Annotated in this window: 24 protein-coding genes and 1 pseudogene; 14 read left to right on the top strand and 11 right to left on the bottom strand. The window is 71.9% G+C overall.

From position 1 onward, the window contains the following. Both ACZ53K_RS25370 and gcl read right to left on the bottom strand, forming a co-directional pair. Positions 1–105 (bottom strand): annotated as a pseudogene (locus ACZ53K_RS25370) (hydroxypyruvate isomerase); the annotation flags it as partial. Positions 106–179: 74 nt separating this feature from the next. Beyond that, entirely contained in the window at positions 180–1958 is a 1779-nt protein-coding gene (gcl, locus tag ACZ53K_RS25375) for a glyoxylate carboligase (protein WP_468840718.1), read from the bottom strand. Between the two features lie 394 nt (positions 1959–2352). Between gcl and ACZ53K_RS25380 the strand changes: the two genes are divergently transcribed. Beyond that, positions 2353–3105, top strand: a complete 753-nt coding sequence (locus ACZ53K_RS25380) for a type 1 glutamine amidotransferase (protein WP_468840720.1) — start codon at positions 2353–2355, stop codon at positions 3103–3105. Between the two features lie 78 nt (positions 3106–3183). Here ACZ53K_RS25380 and ACZ53K_RS25385 read toward each other — a convergent pair whose 3' ends face one another. After that, entirely contained in the window at positions 3184–3777 is a 594-nt protein-coding gene (locus tag ACZ53K_RS25385) for an ATP-binding protein (protein ID WP_468840722.1), read from the bottom strand. Positions 3778–3937: 160 nt separating this feature from the next. Here ACZ53K_RS25385 and ACZ53K_RS25390 point away from each other — a divergent pair, with 160 nt between their 5' ends. Continuing rightward, on the top strand, positions 3938–4735 hold the full coding sequence (locus ACZ53K_RS25390; RefSeq protein ID WP_468840724.1) for an alpha/beta fold hydrolase: 798 nt from the start codon (positions 3938–3940) through the stop codon (positions 4733–4735). A gap of 134 nt (positions 4736–4869) precedes the next feature. Beyond that, positions 4870–5067, top strand: a complete 198-nt coding sequence (locus tag ACZ53K_RS25395; RefSeq protein WP_468840726.1) for a hypothetical protein — start codon at positions 4870–4872, stop codon at positions 5065–5067. Positions 5068–5151: 84 nt separating this feature from the next. On the opposite strand, the gene ACZ53K_RS25400 is transcribed toward ACZ53K_RS25395, so the two are convergent. Beyond that, complete coding sequence (locus ACZ53K_RS25400) at positions 5152–6381, bottom strand: acyl-CoA dehydrogenase family protein (protein ID WP_468840728.1); 1230 nt, start codon at positions 6379–6381, stop codon at positions 5152–5154. A gap of 172 nt (positions 6382–6553) precedes the next feature. On the opposite strand from ACZ53K_RS25400, the gene ACZ53K_RS25405 reads away from it, so the two are divergent. Beyond that, a complete protein-coding gene (locus ACZ53K_RS25405) occupies positions 6554–7282 on the top strand; it encodes a TetR/AcrR family transcriptional regulator (protein ID WP_468840730.1) in 729 nt (242 codons plus the stop codon). 75 nt (positions 7283–7357) lie between these two features. Here ACZ53K_RS25405 and def read toward each other — a convergent pair whose 3' ends face one another. After that, the gene (gene def / locus ACZ53K_RS25410) at positions 7358–7918 is read right to left on the bottom strand and encodes a peptide deformylase (protein ID WP_468840732.1); all 561 of its coding nucleotides are present in this window, start codon (positions 7916–7918) and stop codon (positions 7358–7360) included. A gap of 211 nt (positions 7919–8129) precedes the next feature. On the opposite strand from def, the gene ACZ53K_RS25415 reads away from it, so the two are divergent. From ACZ53K_RS25415 to ACZ53K_RS25435, 5 genes are all read left to right on the top strand, one after another. After that, complete coding sequence (locus ACZ53K_RS25415; RefSeq protein WP_468840734.1) at positions 8130–9368, top strand: MurT ligase domain-containing protein; 1239 nt, start codon at positions 8130–8132, stop codon at positions 9366–9368. Positions 9369–9405: 37 nt separating this feature from the next. Beyond that, positions 9406–10134 (top strand): type 1 glutamine amidotransferase, encoded by a 729-nt coding sequence (locus ACZ53K_RS25420; protein WP_468840736.1) that lies wholly within the window; start codon positions 9406–9408, stop codon positions 10132–10134. 191 nt (positions 10135–10325) lie between these two features. Next, complete coding sequence (locus ACZ53K_RS25425) at positions 10326–11351, top strand: 6-phosphofructokinase (protein WP_468840738.1); 1026 nt, start codon at positions 10326–10328, stop codon at positions 11349–11351. A 106-nt stretch (positions 11352–11457) separates the two neighbouring features. Further along, entirely contained in the window at positions 11458–12423 is a 966-nt protein-coding gene (locus ACZ53K_RS25430) for a cytochrome c oxidase assembly protein (protein ID WP_468840740.1), read from the top strand. 120 nt (positions 12424–12543) lie between these two features. After that, complete coding sequence (locus ACZ53K_RS25435) at positions 12544–12702, top strand: hypothetical protein (RefSeq protein WP_468840742.1); 159 nt, start codon at positions 12544–12546, stop codon at positions 12700–12702. Positions 12703–12807: 105 nt separating this feature from the next. On the opposite strand, the gene ACZ53K_RS25440 is transcribed toward ACZ53K_RS25435, so the two are convergent. Then, a complete protein-coding gene (locus ACZ53K_RS25440) occupies positions 12808–13959 on the bottom strand; it encodes an epoxide hydrolase family protein (RefSeq protein ID WP_468840744.1) in 1152 nt (383 codons plus the stop codon). Positions 13960–14052: 93 nt separating this feature from the next. Between ACZ53K_RS25440 and ACZ53K_RS25445 the strand changes: the two genes are divergently transcribed. Next, complete coding sequence (locus ACZ53K_RS25445; RefSeq protein WP_468840746.1) at positions 14053–14487, top strand: SMI1/KNR4 family protein; 435 nt, start codon at positions 14053–14055, stop codon at positions 14485–14487. A 41-nt stretch (positions 14488–14528) separates the two neighbouring features. Here ACZ53K_RS25445 and ACZ53K_RS25450 read toward each other — a convergent pair whose 3' ends face one another. Continuing rightward, on the bottom strand, positions 14529–15113 hold the full coding sequence (locus ACZ53K_RS25450) for a dihydrofolate reductase family protein (protein ID WP_468840748.1): 585 nt from the start codon (positions 15111–15113) through the stop codon (positions 14529–14531). A gap of 174 nt (positions 15114–15287) precedes the next feature. Here ACZ53K_RS25450 and ACZ53K_RS25455 point away from each other — a divergent pair, with 174 nt between their 5' ends. Next, the gene (locus tag ACZ53K_RS25455; RefSeq protein ID WP_468840750.1) at positions 15288–15863 is read left to right on the top strand and encodes a TetR/AcrR family transcriptional regulator; all 576 of its coding nucleotides are present in this window, start codon (positions 15288–15290) and stop codon (positions 15861–15863) included. Between the two features lie 226 nt (positions 15864–16089). Here the strand turns inward: ACZ53K_RS25455 and ACZ53K_RS25460 are convergent, their stop codons facing one another. Further along, entirely contained in the window at positions 16090–16674 is a 585-nt protein-coding gene (locus tag ACZ53K_RS25460; RefSeq protein ID WP_468840752.1) for an AMIN-like domain-containing (lipo)protein, read from the bottom strand. Positions 16675–17042: 368 nt separating this feature from the next. On the opposite strand from ACZ53K_RS25460, the gene ACZ53K_RS25465 reads away from it, so the two are divergent. From ACZ53K_RS25465 to ACZ53K_RS25475, 3 genes are all read left to right on the top strand, one after another. Beyond that, positions 17043–18518, top strand: a complete 1476-nt coding sequence (locus tag ACZ53K_RS25465; RefSeq protein WP_468840754.1) for a selenium-binding protein SBP56-related protein — start codon at positions 17043–17045, stop codon at positions 18516–18518. A 149-nt stretch (positions 18519–18667) separates the two neighbouring features. After that, positions 18668–19516, top strand: a complete 849-nt coding sequence (locus ACZ53K_RS25470) for a nucleotidyltransferase domain-containing protein (protein WP_468840756.1) — start codon at positions 18668–18670, stop codon at positions 19514–19516. Positions 19517–19770: 254 nt separating this feature from the next. Beyond that, complete coding sequence (locus tag ACZ53K_RS25475; protein ID WP_468840758.1) at positions 19771–20481, top strand: alpha/beta hydrolase; 711 nt, start codon at positions 19771–19773, stop codon at positions 20479–20481. 115 nt (positions 20482–20596) lie between these two features. Here the strand turns inward: ACZ53K_RS25475 and uriT are convergent, their stop codons facing one another. The 3 genes from uriT to ACZ53K_RS25490 form a co-directional block, all read right to left on the bottom strand. Continuing rightward, positions 20597–22036, bottom strand: coding sequence for a uridine transporter UriT (gene uriT, locus ACZ53K_RS25480; RefSeq protein ID WP_468840760.1), 1440 nt, complete (start codon positions 22034–22036; stop codon positions 20597–20599). Further along, positions 22033–22980 carry a uridine-preferring nucleoside hydrolase UriH gene (gene uriH, locus ACZ53K_RS25485; protein WP_468840762.1) on the bottom strand — a complete coding sequence of 316 codons (948 nt, stop codon included), beginning with the start codon at positions 22978–22980 and terminating at the stop codon, positions 22033–22035. Before uriH ends, uriT begins: the two co-directional genes overlap by 4 nt. Before the next feature lie 306 nt (positions 22981–23286). Next, entirely contained in the window at positions 23287–24900 is a 1614-nt protein-coding gene (locus ACZ53K_RS25490) for an ATP-dependent DNA ligase (protein WP_468840764.1), read from the bottom strand. Positions 24901–24904: the final 4 nt, after the last annotated feature.

Consider the following 24904-nt stretch of genomic DNA (forward strand, 5'->3'; position numbering starts at 1 on the left):
CGCATCGAAACCGGCGGCCGCGGCCGCCGCCGGGCGTTGCAGCAGCGGCAGCTCGGTGAACAGGATCGACAGGTTGACGTTGAAACGCGCGTCCGTAAAGGCCATCTCGGAGCCGTCCTTTCGTAGAGCGGGGTACGGAAGCGGAACGGGCGGGGCGCGGGGTCCCCGCCCGGCCCGGCTCAGCTCATCGGCACGACGGCCGTCGGCGCGTGGCCGGATTCGGTGGCCAGGTCCTCGAACTCGTTGACGCTGCCGATGTCGGTGCCGCTCATCGCGATGTTGGTGACCCGCTCCAGGATCGCCTCGACGACGACCGGGACCCGGTGCTCGGCGGCCAGCTTCTTGGCCTCCTCGAAGGCGGGGAGCAGTTGGCCCGGTTCGGTGACGCGGATGGCCTTGCAGCCCAGTCCTTCGGCGACCTTGACGTGGTCCACGCCGTAGACGCCGAGTTCGGGGGTGTTGATGTTCTCGAACTCCAGGGTGACCTGGTAGTCCATGTCGAAGTTGCGCTGGGCCTGGCGGATCAGGCCGAGGTAGGAGTTGTTGACCAGCACGTGCACGTACGGGATGCGGTGCTGGGCGCCGACCGCCAGTTCCTCCAGCATGAACTGGAAGTCGTAGTCGCCGGAGAGCGCGACGACGCTGCCGTCGGGGTCGGCGGTGGCGACGCCCAGCGCGGCCGGGATGGTCCAGCCCAGCGGTCCGGCCTGGCCGCAGTTGATCCAGTGGCGTGGCTTGTAGACGTGCAGCATCTGCGCGCCGGCGATCTGTGAGAGGCCGATGGTGGTGACGTACCGGGTCTCGGGCCCGAACGCGCGGTTCATCTCCTCGTACACGCGCTGCGGCTTGAGCGGCACGTTGTCGAAGTGCGTACGGCGCTGGAGCGTGGCCTTGCGGTGCCGGGCCGAGGCGGCCCAGTCGCCGCGGTCGGGCAGTTCGCCCGCGGCCTTCAGTTCCTTGGCGATCTCGACGAACAGTTCCAGCGCGGCCTTGGCGTCGGAGGCGATGCCGTAGTCCGGGGCGAAGATCTTGCCGATCTGGGTGGGCTCGATGTCGACGTGCACGAACGTACGGCCCTGGGTGTAGACGTCCAGTCTGCCGGTGTGGCGGTTGGCCCAGCGGTTGCCGATGCCGAGGACGAAGTCGGACTCCAGGAAGGTCGCGTTGCCGTAGCGGTGCGAGGTCTGGAGGCCCACCATGCCGGCGTTCAGGCGGTGGTCGTCGGGGAGGGTGCCCCAGCCCATGAGGGTGGGGACGACCGGGACGCCGGTCAGTTCGGCGAATTCGACGAGCAGGTCGCAGGCGTCGGCGTTGATGATGCCGCCGCCCGCGACGAGCAGCGGGCGTTCGGCCGCGTTCAGCATGGCGAGGGCCTTGGCGATCTGCTTGCGCGTGGCCTTCGGCCGGTGCACGGGCAGCGGCTCGTACGTCTCCGGGTCGAACTCGATCTCCGTCAGCTGTACGTCGATCGGCAGGTCGATCAGGACCGGGCCCGGCCGGCCGGAGCGCATCAGGTGGAACGCCTGCTGGAAGACGCCGGGGACCTGGGCGGCTTCCAGGACGGTGGTCGCGGCCTTGGTGACGGGCGTGGCGATCGAGGCGATGTCGACGGCCTGGAAGTCCTCCTTGTGGATCACCGCGGTCGGCGCCTGGCCGGTGATGCACAGGATCGGGATCGAGTCGCCGGTCGCGGAGTACAGGCCGGTGATCATGTCGGTGCCGGCGGGCCCGGACGTGCCGATGCAGACGCCGATGTTGCCGGGGTGGGCGCGGGTGTAGCCCTCGGCCATGTGGGAGGCGCCCTCGACGTGGCGGGCGAGGGTGTGGTGGATACCGCCGCCGGCGCGCAGCGCGGCGTAGAAGGGGTTGATCGCCGCGCCCGGCACGCCGAACGCGTTGGTCACGCCCTCGCGCTTGAGGATCTCCACAGCCGCACGGGCGGCGGTCATTCGAGGCATCGAGTACTCCTGCGTCGGCCTGTCGGGATCGCGCTCCGCCCCGGAAGGGGGCGGAAGCGTGAGCTGCACTCTGCAACTTCCGCATCATGGAATCTCTGTTTTGCTTTGCGGAAGTACGGAAGAAAGTAGAGCGCGTCCCTTCAGCCGTCAAGGGATCGCCACGGAGTGGACGGAAGGGCTGGGGGTGGAGGGAGTGGAACGCCCGGCGGCGCTGCGTGGGCTGCCGGTGAGGAGGCGATGAAGGCGCCCGGCTCGTCGGCCGTACTTCGGAGCGGACCACTGCCGCCTCCGACCCGGGCCCCCGCCCCTTTCGGCCAGAACCGGCCGTGACCAGGCACGTTAAGCTGTGCGCCGCTCTGCTTCCGCTCCCCTGCCCCACCAAGGAGACCGCTCCATGCCCGCGCGCACCGTCCTGATCCTCCAGCACGTCGAGGTCGAGAAGCCCGGCCTGATCCTGGACGCGCTGGACGGCAGCGGCCTCCACGTCGACATCCGCAACCTGCTCAGCACTCCGGGCGCCTCGGCGGACGAGCTGCCGCCACTGTCCGACCTGGCGGGGCTGGTCGTCATGGGCGGCCCCATGAACGCCGACGACACGACGGGGCACCCGGCGCTCAAGGTGGAGCGGGATCTACTGGCCGACGCGCTGCGGTCCGGCGTACCGACGCTGGGCGTGTGCCTGGGCGCCCAACTCCTCGCCCGCGCGCACGGCTTGGCCGTACGGACCGGAGCGGAGCTGGGCCGCGACAGCGAGATCGGCTGGTCGGCGCTGCAGGATGTGGACCGCGGGGACCCGGTCGTCGGCCCGCTGGCCGACGCCCCCGCCGTACTCCACTGGCACGGCGACCGCATCGTGCCCGCGCCCAGTACCCGTGTCCTGGCCCGCACCGGCACCACGGAGTGCCAGGCCTTCCGTGCCGGGCCGGCCGCCTGGGGCATCCAGTTCCACCTGGAGGTCACACCCGGCCTCCTGGACGAGTGGCTCGCCGAGCCGTCCTTCGCCACCGAGGCCGCGGACGCCCTCGGCCCCGACGCCACGGCCCGGCTGCGGGCCGACACCCTGGCCGCCGCCCCCGCGCTGCGCCCCCTGACCGAGCGGAGCCTGGCCCACCTGCGGTCCCTGTTCATGGCTCGCGCGGGCCTGTGATCCGTACGAGTGCGAGGAGCTGATGACGAGACGGCGGGCGGCTTAGGGGCGGTCTGCGAAGCGGCTTTACGGGGCGGTTTACGAGGCGGCGCCCCGGGACCGCTCACCGCCCGCCCGGCCCGCACCCGCTCCCGTTTCCGCTCCCCCGCCGAGCCACACGGCGATCACCTCGGACGCCACCGCTGCCACGGTCCGGCCGGTGGTGTCGATCACCGTCGTACCCGGCGGCTCCGGGCGTCCGAGCTCCGCGTGCTGCCGGAGCGTACGGGCAAGCTGGTCCGCCGCCCCGGACCCGATCTCGCGGCGGCGGACCCGGCGTTCCAGGGTGGGCACGTCGGCGGTCAGCCGTACGGCCGTGATGTCGGCGCCGGGTACGGCATCGGCGATCCACGCCGACTCCTTCTCCAGCGTGACGAACACGCCCGTCAGGATCAGCCGGGTGTGCCCCACGCCCGCCAGGTTGGCCCAGACCGCGGCGAGATTGCGGCGGGACAGCTCGCTCGGCCCGAGGCCGGGCGGCGGCCAGGGGTGCACCTGGTCCAGTTGGTCGGTGTCGAGCAGGGCGTGCGGGACGTCCGCACGGCCGAGCTGGCGGGAGATCTCGTACGCCGTCGTGGACTTGCCGACCCCGGCGGCGCCGCACAGGACCAGAATGTGTGTCGTGGGTTGCATCACCGGCCATGCTGACGCCATCGGCACCCACCTCGCCGGCGAATTCACGGGCCTGCAAAGGTGTGCCCGGGCCGGTCCGAGCCGCGACATGCCACGGCCGGGCCCGCGTCCGCACCGCCCCGGGCTCTCCGCCCGGGCCCGACGAGTGGGAGAGACGACCGTGCTCAACGCCGTGGTGACACCCGAGGGCGACCGTATCCGCTGGGCCGAACTGCCGGGCGCGGAACCGGCCCGCGTATACCTGCACGGCCTCGGCGCCACCTCGCCCGCCTACTTCGCCGGGACGGCCGCGCACCGGCTCCTGGCGGGCCGCCGCTCGCTGCTCCTGGACCTGCTCGGCTTCGGCATCAGCGACCGGCCCACCGGCTTCCCGTACACCCTGGAGGCACACGCCGACGCCGTCGCCGCGGCCCTGCGCGCCGCCGGGGTGAGCGCGGCGGAGGTGGTCGCGCACAGCATGGGCGGCTCGGTGGCGATCGTACTCGCCGCCCGGCACCCGGATCTGGTGGCGCGGCTCGTCCTCATCGACGCCAACCTCGACCGGATCGAGCCGCGGCGGGGCGCGCCGGGCAGCGGCGGCATCGCCGCGCTCTCCGAGGAGGAGTTCCTCGCGGGCGGCTGGGAGCGGATACGGGACGCCGTGGGCGCGCACTGGTGGTCCACGATGCGGCTGGCCGGGCTGGAGGCGCTGCACCGCAGCGCGGTGCACCTCACCCGGGGCAGCGAACCGGTCATGCGGGAGCTGCTGATGAAGCTGCCCGTTCCGCGTACGTTTCTGCTGCCCGCGGACGACGGCCCGCTGCCCGGCGCCGGCGAACTGGCGGTGGCCGGTGTGCGGGTGGTGGAGGTGCCCGACTGCGGGCACAACATCATGCTGGACAACCCGGAGGCGTACGTCCGCGCGGTCGCGGCGGCCCTGGCACCGGAGGCGGACGCGGGCCCGGCGTCCCTCGCCTGACCGGCCGGGCGGCGTCGATTGACGCCGTCGCACGAGTCGTTGAGCTTCTGTTCATCGCCGTGCCCGAAGCTGGCTACGCCGACGGCACGGTGGTGCCGACGGGGGATGTTCCGTGCCGAGATGGGGCTGATGTCATGAACGTCGTTCAGGAACCGCTTCGCGCGCCCGCCGTGGCGTTACCGCGCCAGCTGCCCGCGGGCAGCGCCCGGTCGCTGCCGATGCTGGACGCGGTGGTGGAGGTGCTGCGCGCCGCAGGTGAGGACGTGCATGTGGTGTACTCGGCACACGGCGATGTATTCAAGGTCGTGCCACGGCAGGAGGCCGCTGCCTGACCGGACGGGAGCGCCGCCCGGTCAGCGTACGGTGACTCCTCCGGAGCGGGTACGCCCGTCCCCGCTCCGGAGTGCCGGCCGTGCCTAGCGGATCGGCACCCCCGCCACCGTCCTTGCGATGACCAGCCGCTGGATCTCGCTGGTCCCCTCGAAGATCGTGTAGATCGAACTGTCCCGGTGCATCCGTTCGACCGGGTACTCGCGGGTGTAGCCGTTGCCGCCGAGGATCTGCATCGCCTGGGCGGTCACCTTCTTGGCGGTCTCGCCGGCGAACAGCTTGGACATGGAGCCCTCGGCGGAGGTGAACGGCTTGCCCGCGGTCGCCATCCAGGAGGCGCGCCAGACCAGGAGGCGGGCGGCGTCGATCTGGGTGCGCATGTCGGCCAGCTGGAAGGCGACGCCCTGGTTGTCGATGATCGGGCGGCCGAACTGGACGCGGGTCTTGGCGTAGTCGAGTGCGACCTCGTACGCGGCGCGGGCGATGCCGACGGCCTGCGCGCCGACGGCCGGGCGGGACGCCTCGAAGGTGGCCATGGCGGCGTTCTTCAGGCGTTCCCCACCGGGGTTCTTCGCCCGCTCCCGGGCCCGTGCCAGGCGTTCGTCCAGCTTCTCCTTGCCGCCGAGCAGGCAGTGGCCGGGCACCCGGACGTCCTCCAGGACGACCTCGGCGGTGTGCGAGGCGCGGATGCCGTGCTTCTTGAACTTCTGGCCCTGGGACAGGCCGGGGGTCTTCGGCGGGACGATGAAGGAGGCGTGGCCCTTGGGGCCGAGGCCGGGGTCGACGACCGCGACGACGACGTGGACGTTGGCGATGCCGCCGTTGGTCGCCCAGGTCTTGGTGCCGTTGAGCACCCACTCGTCCTTGGCCTCGTCGTAGACGGCGCGGGTGCGCATCGCGGAGACGTCGGAGCCCGCGTCGGGCTCGGAGGAGCAGAAGGCGGCGACCTTCACGTCCGCGGCGTCGCCGTACATCTGCGGGATCCAGGTGCCGATCTGCTCCTCGGTGCCGTTGGCCAGTACGCCGACGGCGGCCAGGCCGGTGCCGACGATCGACAGGCCGATGCCGGCGTCGCCCCAGAACAGCTCCTCCATGGCCATGGGGATGCCGAGGCCGGTCGGGTCGAAGAACTGCTGTGCGTAGAAGTCGAGCGAGTACAGCCCGATCTTGGCGGCTTCCTGGATCACCGGCCAGGGGGTCTCCTCGCGCTCGTCCCACTCGGCGGCCGCGGGGCGCATGACGTCGGCGGCGAAGCCGTGGATCCAGTCCCGGACCTCCTTCTGCCCGTCACTCAGCTCCATGGTGAATTCGGCCATGACCCCTCCAGCGTTGCCTTCCCGGGTGACGCACCCCAGGATGTTACTTGCGGTAACCTGAGTCTGTTACCCGTCAGTAGGGGATGTCAACTCCCCCAGGCCCGCAATCACCCAGCAGTGCGGGTGTTACGTTGCGCGAGCGGCACGGATTCACAAGGGCGGGGAGTGGGACATGGAAAACACCCAGCACGACAGCGGGCAGCAGGCCACCACGGTGGAGCAGCCTGCCGCTGGGCACGGCGCCGCGGCGGGCCCGCCGCACACGGTCCGGCGGCAGCAGACGGCCACCGAACGACGGCGCCGCGAACTGCTGGAGGCCGCGGACCGGGTGGTGCTGCGGGACGGCCCGGACGCCTCGATGAACGCCATCGCGGCGGAGGCCGGCATCACCAAGCCGATCCTCTACCGGCACTTCGGCGACAAGGGCGGGCTCTACCGGGCCCTGGCCGTACGGCACACCGATGCCCTGCTGGACGGGCTGCGGGCGGCGCTGGACTCGCCCGTACCGCGCCGGGACCGGGTCGAGGCGACCCTCGACACGTACCTGACCGCGATCGAGACCCGCCCGCAGGTCTACCGGTTCCTGATGCACCCCGCCGACGAGGGGCACAGCGCCGACAAGGACACCGGCTTCGACGTCGGCCGGCACTCCGCCCCGCTGCTGCGCCGGCTCGGCGAGGAGCTGGCGAAGGTGATAGGCGACCGGCTGGACCTGGGGCCGGGCGGCGAGGAGCTGGCCCGGGTCTGGGGCCATGGGATCGTCGGCATGATGCACGCGGCCGGTGACTGGTGGCTGCGCGAACGGCCCTGCTCACGGGCACAGTTGGTACAGCATCTGGCCGACCTGCTGTGGGGGCGGCTGGCGGCGGCCGGGGACCGGCTCGGCGGACCCGGGTTCTGAGGCCCGGGGGTAGTACGGGTTCCGAGGCCCGGGAGTACGGGTTCCGAGGCCCACGGGTACGGGTTCGGCGGGCCCCTACGAGCCCGTAGCCCGCTCGCGGCCCGCCCACGGCGCGCGGGCCGCGGCCCGCAGGGCCCGGCGGCGGCGCAGGCCGGTGAGGTGGTCGAGGTAGAGGCCGCCCCGGAGGTGGTCGCACTCGTGCTGGAGGCAGCGGGCGAAGAACCCGGTGCCGGACACCGTGCGCGGCTCGCCCGTCACGCTGAAACCTTCCACCACCGCGTGGTCGTACCGCGGGGTGCCGGCCTCGATGCCCGGCACCGACAGACAGCCCTCGGAGCCGCGCACCAGGACACCGTCGGCCTCCACCAGGCGCGGGTTGACGAGGTGTCCGAGGTGGCGCCGGTCGTCGTCGTCCGGGCAGTCGTAGACGAACACCCGCAGCGGTACGCCGATCTGGTTGGCCGCCAGGCCCACCCCGTCGGCCGCGTACATCGTCGCGAACATGTCCTCGACGAGCGCGGCGAGGCCGGCGTCGAAGTCGGTGACGTCCCGGCAGGCCGCGGCCAGGGCCGGGTCGCCGAGCAGGCGCAAGGGGCGCGGGCGGCCGGAGCTGCCGGGGATCGAGCGGGAACGCATGGGGGTAAGCGTACGTTCTGGAACATGTGACGACGCAGGTCGTCGCGGGTTGCGGAGGTCACGGCACGGGTAGCGGGATTCGGGGCCGCCGCCGGATCTCGATAGGCTGATCCCCGACCGAAGCCTCCGGCCGGTCATCGGCTCCGGAGGAGGCGTTCCACCGGCAGCCCCAAGGGCGGGAGGGCGCCGGATGCAAGGAGGATCAAGGACGATGGCAGGCAACACGGAGCCGCTGTCGCCGCGGGCCAAACTGGCCGTGACGGCGGGCAAGGCCGCGGCGGCGGTGTCGCGCGCGGCGGGCCGCGGCAGCGGATCGGTGATCGGCGGCAAGGTGGCGCTCCGGCTCGACCCCGACCTGCTGGCCCGGCTCGCCCGGCACCTGGACGTGGTGCTGGTGTCGGCGACCAACGGAAAGACGACGACGACGCGACTGATCGCGGAGGCGCTGCGGGCCAGCGGCCCGGTCGTCTCCAACGCGCTCGGCGCCAACATGCCGGCGGGCATCACCTCCGCGCTGGCCGGCGGCTCCGACGCCCGCTTCGGCGTGATCGAGGTGGACGAGAAGTACCTGGCGGGCGTGGCGCGGGACGTGACGCCCAAGGCCATAGCGCTGCTGAACCTCTCGCGCGACCAGCTCGACCGCGCCGCGGAGACCCGGATGCTCGCCGAGCACTGGCGGGAGGGGCTCTCCGGCTCCAAGGCGCTGATCATCGCCAACTGCGACGACCCGCTGATCGTGTGGGCGGCCTCGTCGTCGGCGAACGTGGTGTGGGTCGCGGCGGGCCAGGAGTGGAAGGACGACGCCTGGTCCTGCCCGTCCTGCGGCGGTGTGATGCAGCGCCCCGGCGACGACTGGTTCTGCGGCGAGTGCGGCTTCCGCCGGCCGACGCCGAGCTGGGCGCTCTCCGGTGACCATGTGCTCGACCCGCACGGCAGCGCCTGGCCGATCCGGCTCCAGCTGCCGGGCCGGGCGAACAAGGCGAACGCCACGACGTCCGCCGCGGTCGCCGCGGCGTTCGGTGTGCCGCCGCAGGTCGCCCTGGAGCGGATGTACTCCGTCCAGGCGGTCGCGGGCCGCTATGACGTGGTCTCGTTCCTGCAGCGTGACCTGCGCCTGCTGCTGGCGAAGAACCCGGCGGGCTGGCTGGAGACGTTCTCGCTGATCGACCCGCCGCCGACGCCGGTGATCCTGTCGGTGAACGCGCGCGGCGCGGACGGTACGGACACCTCGTGGCTGTGGGACGTGGACTACACCCGGCTGGCCGGTCACCCGATCTTCGTGATCGGCGACCGCAAGCTGGACCTGGCGGTCCGCCTGGAGGTCGCGGGCCTGGACTTCCGGGTGTGTGACACGGTGGACGAGGCGGTGCAGTCGGCTCCTCCGGGCCGTATCGAGGTCATCGCCAACTACACGGCCTTCCAGGACCTCCGCCGGCGCGTGGGGAACTGACGTGAACCAGCGACCTTCACGACAAGGACGAGCGAGCATGAGTGACAACAGCCTGCGGCTGGTGTGGATCTACCCGGACCTGCTGAGCACCTACGGGGACCAGGGCAACGCCCTGGTGGTGGAGCGCCGGGCCCGCCAGCGCGGCCTGGACGTCCAGCGCCTCGACGTCCGCTCCGACCAGCAGATCCCCACCTCCGGCGACATCTACCTGATCGGCGGCGGCGAGGACCGGCCGCAGCGGCTGGCGGCCGAGCGGCTGCGCCGCGACGGCGGCCTGAACCGCGCGGTCTCCAACGGCGCGATCGTCTTCTCGGTCTGCGCCGGCTACCAGATCCTGGGCCACGAGTTCATCAACGACCTCGGGGAGCGGGAGCAGGGCCTGGGGCTGCTGGACGTGGTGAGCACCCGCGGCGAGGGCGAGCGGTGCGTCGGTGACGTGCTGGCCGACATCGACCCGCAGCTGAACCTGCCGCCGCTGACCGGTTTCGAGAACCACCAGGGCGTGACGCACCTGGGGCAGACGGCCCGCCCGTTCGCCCGGGTCCGCTTCGGCAAGGGCAACGGCGTCGGCGACGGTTATGAGGGCGCGTACAACGACACCGTCTTCGGTACGTACATGCACGGCCCGGTCATGGCGCGCAACCCGCACATCGCCGACCTGCTGATCAAGCTGGCGCTGGACGTGAACGCGCTGCCGCCGGCCGACGACCGCTGGTACGACGCGCTGCGGCAGGAGCGCATCGCCGCGGCGACGCAGCCCGCGTAACGTTTCCCCGCCGTCCCGTACGCCCGCGGTGTCCGCACTGCGGGCGTACGTGTGCCGCAGGCCCCCTGCGCTTGTAGGGTGAGCGCCATCCAACCGGACGACGGAGTCCGGGCGTCCGGCTGAGAGTCTGTGCCCGCGCCCGGCCGGGGCCCGGCGGACAGGCTCTGCTCATGCAGAGGGTCTGCGAAAACATGCGTATTGGTGTGCTCACCTCCGGCGGCGACTGCCCCGGTCTGAACGCCGTCATCCGCTCCGTCGTCCACCGCGCCACCGCCGACCACGGCGACGAGGTGATCGGGTTCCGGGACGGCTGGAAGGGCCTGCTGGAGTGCGACTACCGCAAGCTGGACCTGGACGCCGTGGGCGGCATCCTGGCCCGCGGCGGCACCATCCTGGGCTCGTCCCGGGTGCAGCCCGCACAGCTGCGGGACGGCGTGGAGCGGGCCCGGGGACACGTGGCCGACCTGGGCCTGGACGCGATCATCCCGATCGGCGGTGAGGGGACGCTCAAGGCGGCCCGGCTGCTGTCCGACGCGGGCCTGCCGATCGTCGGGGTGCCCAAGACCATCGACAACGACATCGCCGCGACCGACGTCACCTTCGGTTTCGACACGGCGGTGGGGGTGGCCACCGAGGCACTGGACCGCCTGAAGACCACCGCCGAGTCGCACCAGCGGGTACTGATCGTGGAGGTCATGGGCCGGCACACGGGCTGGATCGCGCTGCACTCCGGGATGGCGGCGGGCGCGCACGCCATCGTCGTACCGGAGCGCCCCTTCGACGTGGCGGAGCTGACCCGTACGGTCGGCGCGCGCTTCGAGGCGGGCAAGAAGTTCGCGATCGTGGTGGTCGCCGAGGGCGCCAAGCCGCGCGAGGGCTCGATGGCCTTCGACGAGGGCGGCACCGACGTGTACGGGCACGAGCGGTTCGCCGGTGTCGCCCGGCAGCTGTCCCTGGAGCTGGAGCGGCGGCTCGGCAAGGAGGCCCGCGCGGTGATCCTGGGCCATGTGCAGCGGGGCGGCACGCCCACCGCGTACGACCGGGTGCTGGCGACCCGCTTCGGCTGGCACGCGGTGGAGGCGGCGCACCGCGGCGCGTTCGGGATGATGACGGCGCTGCGCGGTACGGACATCACGCTGGTGCCGCTGGCCGAGGCCGTGGAGACGCTGAAGACGGTGCCCGGCGAGCGGTACGCCGAGTCGGAGTGCGTGCTGTAGCGCGTACGGTCCGCCACGCGGCCCGCTGACCGCCCCCGGCCGACGCCCCGGCCGGGGGCGGTTCTAGTCTGGTCGCGGAGTATCGGTACGAATCAGGAGCGAGCGGATGGATCACGGCGGGCACGGCATGGACATGGATCTGCCGCCGTTCACGCTGGGGCGCGGCATGGAGTTCGGTGGAGATCCGTTCTTCCTCGTCGGCTGCCTGGTGGGGCTGATTCTGTACGGATGGGCGGTGCTGCGGCTGCGGCGGCGTGGTGATCACTGGCCGGTGGGCCGGACGGTCGCCTGGGTCGTCGGCGTGCTCACCGTGGCGCTGGTGATGTGCACCAGGCTCAACGATTACGGCATGGCCATGTTCAGCGTGCACATGGTGCAGCACATGGTGATCAGCATGCTGTCGCCGATCCTGCTGCTGCTCGGCGCGCCGGTGACCCTGACTCTCCGGGCGCTGCCGGCGGCCGGGCGGGGCCGCAAGGGGCCGCGTGAGCTGCTGGTGGCGCTGCTGCACAGCCGCTACATGCGGGTGATCACCCATGCGGCGTTCACCATCCCGATGTTCATCGCGAGCCTGTACGCGCTGTACTTCACGCCGCTCTTCGACTTCCTGATGCAGTCCAGGGCCGGGCACATCGCGATGATGGTGCACTTCCTGGCGGTGGGCCTGGTCTTCTTCTGGCCGATCATGGGCGTGGACCCCGGGCCGCACCGGCCGGGCTACGTCATGCGGATGCTGGAGCTGTTCGCGGGGATGCCCTTCCACGCGTTCTTCGGCATCGCGCTGATGATGGGCACCGAGACGATGATCAAGACGTTTGAGAACCCGCCGGCGTCCCTGGGCATCGACGCGCTGAGCGACCAGAGCGCGGCCGGCGGCATCGCCTGGGCCTTCAGCGAGATCCCGTCCGTACTGGTCCTCGTCGCCCTCCTCTACCAGTGGTACAAGTCCGAGGAGCGGCAGAACCAGCGCAAGGACCGCGCGGCGGCCCGGGACGGCGACCAGGAGCTGGCGGCGTACAACGCGTACCTGGCCTCCCTCCAGGCCCGTGGCCAGAGCGGCGGCGCAGGGTGACCGGCCATTGACCAAAGGTCACGCACACAGCTAGCGGTACGGGCCGCGGCCGGGGACGATGTCCTCAAAGGCCGCGGCCCGTGGCGTTGGGCCACCGGCCGTCGTGAGGAGGTTGCGGGGATGCCCGGATCCGCTAAGGCGATGGCGGCGTGCACGGTGGGCGGGCTGGTCGTGGCGACGGCCTACACCGTGGCGCTGGGCAGCAGTGGCTGGCTCTGGTTCTCCTGGGTGGTGCTGGCCCTGGTCACGATCGGCATCGTGACGGCACGGCCATCCTGAGACCTGCGGAGACGGGCGGCTGCCCGGAGGCCGGTGAAGGCGCACAGCCGTCCCAAGGCCTGCGGAGGCCGCCCGGTACGGCCGTACGCCCGGTAGGCACCGCCCTCACTTCCGCAGGTCGCGGAAGAACTCCCGTACGTCCCGGACCAGCAGGTCCGGAGCCTGGAGCGAGGCGAAGTGCCCGCCCCTCGGGTACTCCGTCCACCGTGTGACGCGGTGCGACAGCTCGGCCAGGCCGCGGACCGCGCGGTCTCCCGGAAAGTTGGCCACCCCGGTCGGCACGCCCGACGGCGTGGCCCGCGTCCAGCCGTCCGCGCCCGCTTCGAGGTAGAGGCGGGCGGCGGAGCCCGCGGTGGCGGTGAGCCAGAACGTCGTCACATCGGTCAGGACCGCGTCCCGGCCGACCGGGGTCTGGCGGGTCCGCGTCGGGTCATGGCCGACGAACCACTCCAGGTTCCAGGCGAGTTGACCGGCCGGTGAGTCGTTGAGCGCGTACGCGACGGTCTGCGGGCGGGTGGCCATCTGGGTGGCGTAGCCGCAGTGCCCGTACCACCACGCCTCGTTCTCCTCGGCCCGGGCGCGGTCGGCCGCGGAGAGCCGTTCCAGCTCGCCCGGTTCCATCGCCGTCGCGGCATTGGCCAGCGCGTTGACGTGCACGCCGATGACCCGGTCGGGGGCGACGCGGCCGAGTTCGGGCGAGACGAGGGCGCCGAAGTCGCCGCCCTGGGCGCCGTACCGGTCGTAGCCGAGGCGCCGCATCAGCTCGTCCCAGCAGCGGGCGATGCGCCGGGTCCCCCACCCCTGCTCCCGGGTCGGCCCCGAAAAGCCGAATCCGGGCACGGAGGGTGCGACGACGTGGAAGGCGTCCGCCGGGTCGGCGCCGTGCGCGCGGGGGTCGGTGAGCGGTCCGAGGACGCCCAGGAAGTCGTTGACCGTACTCGGCCAGCCGTGTGTGACGATCAGCGGTGTGGCGTCCGGCTCCGGCGAGCGGACGTGCAGGAAGTGCACCCGCTGCCCGTCGATGTCCGTGGTGAACTGCGGCACCTCGTTGAGCGCGGCCTCGTGCGCCCGCCAGTCGTACGCGCCGGCCCAGTACGCGACGAGGTCCTGCAGATACGGCAGGGCGACGCCGTGATCCCAGCCCACACCGGGCAGTTCGTCGGGCCAGCGGGTCCTGCGCAGCCGGTCCCGCAGGTCATCCAGATCGGCCTGCGGAATGTCGATACGGAAGGGCGTGATCGCCGTGCTCGGTTCCATACGGGCAGGCTAGGAAGCGTTGCGGTCAATGAGTGTCCGCAAGGTAAGCACCCCGGGCCGGTTGGGCCCGTCGTGGCCTTCTACGCTGCGTGCATGTGGAAAGACACGGCCCGCGCCGGGTGGCCGGGCGCCGAGTTCCGGCCACCCGTCGGCCTCACCACCCTGACGGACGCCGAGCGGCGCCTCGGGTGCGCCCTGCCGCCCGGCCTGGCCGCGCTGCTTCAGGAGAGCGACGGCATCGTGGGGCCCGACGGGGTCGACACGGTGTGGCCCTTGGAGCGCATCGTCGAACAGAACCTCGGCTTCCGGACGGACCCGGCGTTCGCCGAGCTGTACATGCCGTTCGACCCGCTGCTCTTCTTCGGCGACAACGGCGGCGGCGACCACTTCGCCTTCGTCCGTACCCCGGAGCGGCCGGACGTCTTCGTCTGGGAGCACGAGGACGACAGCCGGCGGTGGGCCGCCCGGGACCTCGGGGACTATCTGAAGCGGTGTCTGACGGCGGACGGGGACGACTGGTACCGGTAAGCCGGATCGTTTCGCCCGGTCCGGTGCGGGTGCGGCGGCCCTCAGCGCCTGCGGCTGTACGTCCGTACGAGGACGCCGTTGTCGAAGGTGCGGACGGAGTCCAGGGTGAAGTCCGTGACCGTGAAGTCCGTGCCGAACATCGGCATGCCCCTGCCGTACACCTGCGGGTAGGTCTTGATCACCAGTTCGTCGACCTCGTCGAGCAGTTCGCCCGCGAGCTGTGAGCCGCCGCAGAGCCAGATGCCCAGGTCGCCCTCCTCGGCCTTGAGGGCGCGGACGGCGCCGACGAGGTCGTCGGTGATCAGGTGCACGTTCGGGTCGGGCGATGTACCGAGGCTGCGGGAGGCCACGTACTCGCGGAGGTGGCCGTACGGGCTGGTGACGCCGGCGTCCAGGCCCACCTGGTAGCTGCCGCGTCCCTGGATCACCGTGTCGAACCGCTGGTTCTCGGCGTCGTGGAAGTTCAGGGCGGCGCGGCCCTCGACCGAGACGGTCTCCGGGTATTGCGTCTTGAGGAAGTCCAGGAACTCCTCGTTCACGTACTGCATCATCGACGACGCGTCACCGTTCGGGTCGCCGATGAAGCCGTCGATCGAGCAGGCCACGAAGTAGGTGAGCTTGCGCAAGGCGGTCCTCGTTTCCGCTGGCGATGCGGCGGGCGCATCGCGGACAGGGTGGGGTGGTGACGGCGCGGGCAGGTTCCCCGCCGCGACCACTTCACATAGAGTGCTTCAAGCGCAGTGGTTGCGCAAGCCTTTTGTCCCGGACACACCGGCGGGGGATCGCAAGGAGGAAGACGCATGGCCAGGAACCCGGAGCGCAGAACGGCTCTCGTCGACGCCGCCATCGAGGTGCTGGCACGCGAGGGGGCGCGCGGGCTCACCTTCCGCGCGGTCGACGCCCAGGCCGGCGTCCCGGTCGGCACGGCGTCCAACTACTTCGCGAACCGGGACGAGCTGTTCACCCAGGCCGGCAGCCGCATCCACGTACGGATGACCCCCGACCCGGCACTGGTCGGCGAGGCGATGCGTCCCGAGCCCAGCCGGGAGCTGGTCACCGGCCTGATGCAGTGGCTGGTGCGCCGCATGACCGACGAGCGGACCGGCTATCTGGCCATGCTGGAACTGCGCCTGGAGGCCACCCGTCGCCCGGCCCTCCAGGCCGAGCTGAACCGCGCCGTACGCGCCGCCTTCGAGGAGAGCGTCAGCTTCCACCTGGATTCCGGGCTGCCCGGCGACGCGGACACCGTACTGGTTCTCTACCTCGCCATGACCGGGGTGCTGCTGGAGCACTTCACGCTGCCCGACATGCTCGCGGAATCCGAGCTGGACAAGCTGGTGGAGACGGTGGTGACGCGCATCGTGCCGTCGGGGTGAGGGAGCCGGGGCACCGTGGCCCCCGGAGGCGGGTCCGTGGCCCCCGGAGGCGGAGGGGCCGCGGTACCGGACGGAACCGGGGGCGACGGGACACCCCGTACCGCGCGGCCGCACATGAGCGGTCACGCCGTACGGGGACGCGTCCTCACCGCCCCCGGCCCGGCACCACCCCCGGTCAGTGGGTCACCCGCGGATCACCGTGCGGCGACCGCGCGTCGGCCACCGCTCAGGAGTGGGCGACATCCACGATGAGCTGGTTCTTCTGCTGGGTGACACGGAACGGGAGCCGCTTGGCGGCCCCCAGGCCTATCTGCGTGTCACCCTCGAAGCTGGCCGCGAACCGGGTGTCCTTGAAGGACCGGTACCCCTTGATGTCGACCCCCGGAAGCGGCTTGCCGGCCTTGCCCGGGTACGTCGGCTTGCCGGTCTCCGGGTCGTAGCTCGGCGCCGCCACCCGGATCTCCAGGATGGCTCCGCCGCCGACCTTGATGAGGTCGCCGGAACCGTCCTGGTGCAGCTCCTTGACGTAGCCGACCCGGTATCCGACCGGCTTGCCGCCCGCGGTCGGCACCTCGAAGACCATCCGGTCGTAGCAGGCGTGCTGACCGGTCTTGATCGTCTTCAGCGGCTTGTGGTCACGCGCGTCGGCGGACTTCAGGGCGCTCCCCCAACCGCCGGTGTCGCACGTGGCGAGCGGCGCGGCGGCCGTCGTGGCCCCCGTCGCCGGTGCTGCCGTCGCCGACACCGCCGTTGCCGCCACCGCCGCGCCTGCCAGCGCGACCGCGGTCAGCACCGTGCCCAAACGTCGCATGTGCTACCCCGTATCTCGTTGCTCACGTTGCAACCACCGTATTTCGGTGGCCTGTTCACTCCGTGGTCCGACCGGGCGGATCCGGCCGGTCCCTACGAGCGATCATTGCGCACGGGTCTGACAATCGGACAGTTGAGCGTCGCTTTTCAGCCACCGTCCGGTCGTCCGCGACCGGTGCGCCCTTGGCGGCCCGAGGCCCCTGTGCGAGGCTCGCAGCCACGGTGGAACCGGGCCGGTGCGTGCCATCCCGCCGGCGCCGGTTCGTACGAATGCCGATACGGCCGCCTGTTACGGACAGTCCGGCGCGGCTCGTCGCCCGGCCGGCTGGCCGGGCCGAGGAGCCGGCCACGGAGCCGAGGAGCCTCAAGATGACTGCTTCTGATCATGCCGCTCAGGCCGCTCGGACCTCTCACGCCGAGCACTCCGACAGCACCTCCCGCCACCCGGGCCACCCCGATCCCACCCTGTACCGCACGCCCTCCGACGCCGTCGCCGCTCCCCCGGAGAAGCTCGCCTATCTCGTCGGCTTCGACCGCTCCGCGCAGCGCCCGGACGCGCTGATCGTGGTCGACACCGACCCCGCGTCGAGTTCGTACGGGCGGGTGCTGCATGTCGCCGATGTACCCGGCCTGGGGGACGAACTGCACCACTTCGGTTGGAACGCGTGCTCCAGTGCCCTCGCCCACGAGGGACACCACCACCCCGAACGGCGCTACTTACTGGTGCCGGGGCTCCGCTCCTCCCGGCTGCACGTGTTCGACACGCGGCCGGACCCGGCCCGCCCCCGCCTCGTGAAGGTGATCGAGCCCGCCGAACTGGCCGACGCGGCAGGCTATTCACGGCCGCACACCCTGCATTGCGGGCCCGGCGGTGTCCTGCTTTCCTGCCTCGGCGGCGCACACGGCAATGACGGCCCGGGCGGCGTCGCGCTCCTCGACCACGAGACCTTCGACGTACTGCGCGCCTGGGAGACGGACCGCGGCCCGCAGCGGCTGGCCTACGACGTCTGGTGGCACCTCCGGCACAACATCGCCGTCACCAGCGAGTGGGGCACTCCGTCGATGGTCGAGAACGGCGTCGACCCGGACCTGCTGCTCGGCCGCTCGTACGGCCACGCGCTGCACTTCTGGGAGCTGGACTCCGGCCGCCACCTGCAACGCGTCGACCTGGGCGACGAGCACCAGATGGTCCTGGAGCTGCGGCCGGCCCACGACCCGGCGGCGACGTGGGGCTTCGCGGGTGTCGTGGTCAGCGTGGCGGACCTGTCGGCGTCCGTGTGGCTGTGGCACCGCGAGGACGGTGGCCGGTTCTCGGCGCACAAAGTCATCACGATCCCGGCGGAACCCGCCAAGGAGGATGAACTGCCTGAGATCCTCCGGCCGTTCGGCGCCGTGCCGCCGCTGGTCACCGACATCAACCTGTCGGTGGACGACCGCTGGCTGTACGTGTCCGCCTGGGGCACCGGCGAACTGTTCCAGTTCGACGTCAGTGACCCCTTCCACCCCCGCAGGACCGCGTCCGTCCGGCTGGGCGGCATCACGGCCCGCCAACCGCACCCGGCGGCACCGGGCCTGCCGCTGACCGGCGGCCCGCAGATGGTCGAACTCAGCCGCGACGGGCGCCGGGTGTACCTCACCAACTCCCTGTACGGGTCGTGGGACGACCAGTTCCACCCCGACGGCATCCACCCCTGGCTCGCCAAGCTCGACGCCGACCCGGAGCACGGCGGCCTCACGCCCGATCCCCGTTTCTTCCCGCACGGCGAGGACTTCCGCGGGCTGCGCGTCCACCAGACCCGCCTGCAGGGCGGCGACGCGTCGTCCGACTCGTACTGCCACCGCTGACCGCGGACGGCCGGGGAGGAGGCAGGCCGATGGGCGGGTCGGCTCCGTACCGGAACCGTTCACCCGTCACACGCGTGACACGGGACACCACGCTCAGCCGTCCGGGACACCCTCGCCGGAACGGCCGGCGGACGAGAGGACACAGAGCCATGCACGGTGAATCGGGCAGCACGCGCAAGCGTGTGGTGCACCCTTCGGTGGAAGCCGTGGTGCGCGGCTTCCTCACGCGCGTTGACCGGCTGTGTCCCGGCCTGGTCGAAGGCCTGTATCTGACCGGGTCGATCGCCCTGGGCGACTTCCGGCCGGGGCGCAGCGACATCGACTTCGTGGCCGTCACCGCGCGGCGCCTCTCGGCGGCCGATGTCGCGGCCCTGCGGCAGGCGCACGCCGCGACGCACGCCCAGCAGGCGCGCCCGCACTTCGACGGCATCCACGTCACGTGGCAGGACCTCGCCGCCGGGTTCGCCTCCTGTCCCGCCGTTCCGTACACGCTTCTGGGAAGGTTCCGTACGGACCGTGCCTTCGAGGTCAACCCGGTGACCTGGTCCGTCCTCGCGAAGAACGCCGTTTCGGCGCGCGGCCCGGTGCCCGGCGGTTTCGAGGTCGCCACCGACGCGGCCGCCTTGCGCGCCTGGACGCTGGGCAATCTGGACGGTTACTGGCGGCGCTGGCACCTCGCGCACCGCAGGCCGCTGTCGCTGACGAGCCTGGCCGCGCTGGGCGGACGGGTACCGGCCTGGGGCGTGCTCGGGGTCAGCCGCCTCCACCGCACGGCGGCCACCGGGGAGATCATCTCCAAGGGCGCCGCGGGCCGTTACGCCCTGGAGGCGTTCGCTCCGCGATGGCACCCGGTGATCGAGGAAGCCCTGCGCCTGCACAAGTCCGTCTCCGCTCCCGCGGCCGCGCCCTCCCGGCCCCTGCGCAGCCCCTTCGCCCGTCGCAGAGCCGCCACGGACTTCGTCGCGATGGTGGTCGAGGACACGGCGGTGGTGCGCTGAACCGCTGGCGGCCGGAGTGTCGAAAAGGAGTGTCAGGCCGTGCACGATGTCGGATCCGCGTAGGCGAAACGTGCTGGCGTACGGCATCCCGCGTCGTGTTCCATGATCGGTCGAGGGCCGCACTGGAACGGGAGTTCGCTTCCGGTTCCGTCCGGCCCAGCGGCCGCGCACTCCGTACGTCTGCCGCCTCGGCCGTCGCCGTCACCTTCGTCCTCGGCCGTCACCTTCGTCCGATCACCGGGAGACTCACCCGCATGTCCACCACCTCAGCCCGCCCGTCCTTCCTCCTCGTCCACGGCGCCTGGCACCGGTCCACCTGCTGGTCCGCCCTCCAGGACGCGCTGGCCGCCGACGGCCGGCGGTCCCACACGGTCGACCTGCCCAGCTCCGGCCCGCAAGGCACCCCGACCGCCGGCGTGTTCGACGACGCCGAGGAGATAGCCGCGCGGCTGCGCGAGATCGACGGCCCGGTGATCGTCGTCGGCCATTCCTACGCGGGCGCCCCGGTCACCCAAGCAGCCGCCGATCTCCCGAACGCCGCCCATCTCGTCTATCTCACGGCCTACATGCCGGCGGAGAACGAGTCGCTGAGGAGCATCCACGGCGGCGCCCCGCACGAGGAGGAGGACCTCGTCGGCCTCGCCCCTCTCGTTTTCGCCGACCCGCGGACGGCGCTGTACGGCGACGTGCCCGACGACCTGGCCGAGCAGGCCGTGCGGCAGCTGGTCGACCAGAGCCGGCGGTCGTTCCAGCAGCCGGTGACCCGCGCGGCCTGGCGGACCGTACCCTCCACCTATGTGATCTGCGAGGACGACCAGGCGCTCCCGCCCGCGCTGCAGGCGAAGATGTCCGCGAACGCCACCCGCGTCGAACGGATCGGCACCGGCCACTCCCCCTTCCTGTCGGCGCCCGCCGATCTGGCGAAGCTGCTGGGCCGGATCGCCGAAACCGTCGTATCGGGCTGACGCCGTCCGCATCCGCGCAGTCCGCCTCGGTACGACGCGGACCGGCCCCCTTCCCGGATGGTGGGAAGGGGGCCGGTCCGTGGAAGCCGCCGCGGCCCGTAAGCCTCAGCGGCGCTCACTCATGCGCTTCGGCTTCCACCGGCTTCGGGATCAGGAACGACGCCGCGAGGGCGACGGCCATGATGACGACTCCCGCGATCATGCCGGCCGTGTAGCCGGAGGCGGACGACGGGTCGTCGGCCGGTACGGCGGTCTTGACCGCGTACAGGGCCGCGAAGCTGAGGCCGGAGCCGAGGTTGAAGGCACCGGCGTTCAGGCCCGGCAGGAAGCCCGGGTTCTCCTTGGGCGACAGCACGATGCCGAGCCCGTTGAGCACGATGTTCGCCACGCCCGCGTAGGTGATGCCCACCAGGACGGAGGCGGCCAGCAGCAGTCCCCGCGAGTGGGCGGAGAGCGTGACGATCATCAGGACGACAGTCGCCGCGGCGCCGACGAGTCCGATCCGCAGGATGCGCCCGTACCCGAACGTCGCCGCGAGCCGGCCGGCGATCGGGCCCATGGCCAGCCCCGCGATGGCGTACGGCGTGAGCGTCCACCACGCGGACTGCTCGGCCGACATGCCGAGTCCGGCCTGCGCGTCCTGTGCGAAGGCGGGGATGAGCCCGTTCATGACGGCGAAGACGCCCGTCATCGTCAGCATCGTGGTCAGCAGCGTCGCCCAGGTCGAGCGCTGCCGCAGGTGCCGGGTGGCGACCAGCGGGTGCCCGGAACGGTCCTCGGTGCGCCAGAACAGCCAGAACGCGGCCGCCGCCACGACCACCAGAACCGCGATGAGCGGCCAGTTCGCGTCGGCCAGCTTGCCCGCCTCGTTGAGCGCGACCAGCAGCGAGCCGACCGACACCACCAGCAGCACGACGCCCGGCCAGTCCATCCGGTGGCTGTCGGGTGCCTTCGACTCCGGCGCCATGACGGCGACGAGGGCGGCGGCGATCGCGGCGACGACGGCCATGGCCCAGAAGACCGCGGCGAAGCCGTGCCGGTCGGCGAGGTAGCCGCCGGCGAGCGAGTCGATGCCGGCGATGCCGCCGTTGACCGCGGTGATCACGCCGAGCAGCGTGCCGTACCGCTTGGGTTCGGTCACCTCGACCCGCAGCATGATCAGGCACAGCGGTACGGTCGGCCCGGACACGCCCTGGATGACGCGGCCGACGAACAGCATCGGCACGCTCTGCGCCAGCGCCGCGACGATGCAGCCGACGACCATCAGGGCCATCATCCCGGCGAGCACCCGGCGGCGGCCGATGATGTCGCCGAGCCGCGGCAGGAACAGCGAGAACAGCGCCGCGGAGGTGAAGAACGCGGTCTGGGTGAGCCCGATCTCGGCCGAGGTGGCGCCGAGGCTGTCCTCGATGCTCTTCAGCGCGGGGCTGAGCATGCTGGCGTTGAGCTGGAAGGCGACACAGGCCGTCAGCAGCGCGGTGACCAGCACGCCGATCCGTACGGTGCGGCCCGGACCCGCCGTCCCGGCGGGCCGGGTGGTGTGCGGCGCGCTCATGCCTCGACGTCGCCGATGCGTTCGAGGGCGTCCACCACGAGGTTCCAGAACCGTTCGTGGTCGAGCTTGACGGCGACCTGGGTGCGGCAGTCCTCGGGGATCGGCCAGCGGAAGTCGGTGACGGTCATGCCCATGGTCAGGCCGCCGGTCAGCTCGATGTCCACCGGGGCCTTGCGTACGGTCATCACGTCCGGGTCGATGACGTAGGCGACGGCGCACGGGTCGTGCACCGGCGGGAACTCGAAGCCCTGGTTCTCCCGGTAGGCGTCGCGGAAGAAGTCCAGCAGTTCCAGGACGAACGTGGCGGGCTTGGTGCCGACGTCGGCGATCTTCTTGGTGACCTCGGGGGTCGCCAGCGCCTGGTGCGTCAGGTCGAGGCCGACCATGGTGACGGGCCAGCCCTCGTTGAAGACGATGTGCGCGGCGTGCGGGTCGATGACGATGTTGAACTCGGCGACCGCGCTCCAGTTGCCCTCGTGGAAGCCGCCGCCCATCAGGACGACCTCACGGACGCGCTCGGCGATCCGGGGCTCCTTGCGCACGGCGAGAGCGATGTTGGTCAGGCCGGCGGTCGGGACGATGGTGATCTCGCCCGGTTCGTGCGACATCACCGTGTCGATGATGAGGTCGACGGCGTGCCGGCGGTCGAGCTCGAAGTTCGGCTCGGGCAGGTCCGGGCCGTCCAGTCCGGTGTCGCCGTGGATCTCGGGCGCGTTCTCGATGGTCCGGACGAGGGGCCGCGGGCTGCCGGCCGCGAACGGCACACCGGTGATACCGGCGATGCGGGCCACGGACAGCGCGTTGCGGGTGACCTTCTCCAGGGTCTGGTTGCCGACCACGGTGGTCACGGCGACCAGGTCGATGTCGGGATTGCCGTACGCCAGGAGCATGGCGATGGCGTCGTCGTGCCCGGGGTCGCAGTCGAGAATGATCTTTCTGGCCAACGGAAGAGCCCCTTTGCTCAGCTGAAGGTGTTGAAGTGGATCTCTTGGTGCACAGCAGAAGGGCTGGTACCGAAAGAGCGCGGACGGACGGCGGCGCACCTGCGCGGCGGAACGGGGCCGGCACGGCTGGTGCTACCGGGCACCTCCCCTTCGACACGGTCGGGTAATCGATTTCACGGCGGCATTGCCGCCGTCCAAGGCCCTGACCAGCGATCGAGGCCCTGTCCCGTCATAGTGCCAGAGCAATCGGGCGACGCGGGCATCCGGGGCGCCGCGGGCTCCGGCGGGCCCCGCGGGGCGCGTGGATCAACCGCCGCGCCCCGGCTCCCAGGAGGCATCCGGCCCGGCCGGATCATCCGGTCCGCCGGCCGCGTCCGGCACCGGCCGGTCGTGCGCGGCGAGGACCGTCTCCACCGTGTCCGCCTCGGCGGCCGTCTTGTCTTCGCGATAGCGCAGCACCCGGGCGAAGCGCAGCGTCACACCGGCCGGGTAGCGGGTCGAGGTCTGGAGGCCGTCGTACGCGATCTCGACGACCAGTTCGGGGCGTACGGTCACGACGTAACCGGTCTCGTCCACCGCCAGCTCGCGCAGACGTTCCGTCTGCCAGGCCAGCAGGGCGTCGGTGAGGCCCTTGAAGGTTTTGCCGAGCATGACGAACGTGCCGTCCGGGCCGCGCGCGCCGAGATGGAGGTTGGAGAGCTTGCCGGTGCGGCGGCCGTGCCCCCATTCGGCGGCCAGTACGACCAGGTCGAGCGTGTGCACCGGCTTCACCTTCAGCCAGGCGGCGCCGCGGCGGCCCGCGCTGTACGGCGCGTCCAGCGCCTTGACCATGACGCCTTCGTGGCCGCGGCGCAGCGTCTGCGCCCAGAAGTCCTGGGCGGCCCGGCGCGCGGCGGTGTCGGCCGGGTCGTCGACCACCGTCCGGCGTACCCGCCGTTCCTCCGGGACCAGCCGGGCCAGTTCCGCGTGCCGCCGGTCGCCGGGCAGGTCCAGAAGGTCGTGGCCGTCCACGGCGAGCACGTCGAAGAAGACCGGGGACAGCGGCAGCGCGGCCCGTGCGGCGGCCACGTCCACGCGCGAGCCGAAGCGGCCCGCGATCCGCTGGAACGGCAGCGGGCGCCCGTCGTCGCCGAGCGCGATCACCTCGCCGTCCAGGACGAAGCACGGCGCGTCCAGGGCGAGCGCGGCCTCGGTGATCTCGGGCAGCCGGTCGGTGACGTCGTCGAGGGTGCGGGTGTAGATCCGTACGTCCGCGCCGTCGCGGTGCACCTGCACCCGGATGCCGTCCAGCTTCTCCTCGACGGCGCACCGCCCGGCCTTGTCGATCGCCTCGGCCAGGGATTTCGCGCCGTGCGCCAGCATCGGCCCGACCGGGCGTCCGACCGTCAGCCGGACGTCGGCCAGCGCCGCGGGTCCTTCGGCGAGCAGGCCGCGGGCGACCTCCTCCAGGGACCCGGCCAGCATCACGGCCCGCCGTACGTCCGCGACGGGCACCTCGGCCGCCGCGGCGATCACCTCGGCGGCGACGGCGTCGAGGGCGCCCTGTCGTACCTCGCCGGTCAGCAGCCCGGTGAGGAAACGTTGCTCCTCCGCGGTCGCCGCGCCCAGCAGCTCCTGTACGAGACGGCGCCGCTCGGCCTGCGAGCCGGGGCCCGAGACGGCAGCCAGGGTGGTCAGGGCCGCATCCGTACCGAGCACGGTCAGCGTGGCGGTCTCCGCGGCCGGCACGGGGTCCCGCAGCACGCTCCAGCCGACCCCGATACGGCCCTGCGGCAGCCGCCCCGCCAGGTAGGCGATGGCCACCGGAGCGTCGTCGGGCTCGGCCTGGCGGAACAGCTCGGCCAGCAGCTTGATCTTCTGGGACCGCGCCGAGGTGGCGGCGACCTCCCCGGACACATGAGCGAGACGGGCCAGCAGCATGGAG

It is taken from the genome of Streptomyces sp. NPDC033221, from assembly GCF_055577005.1.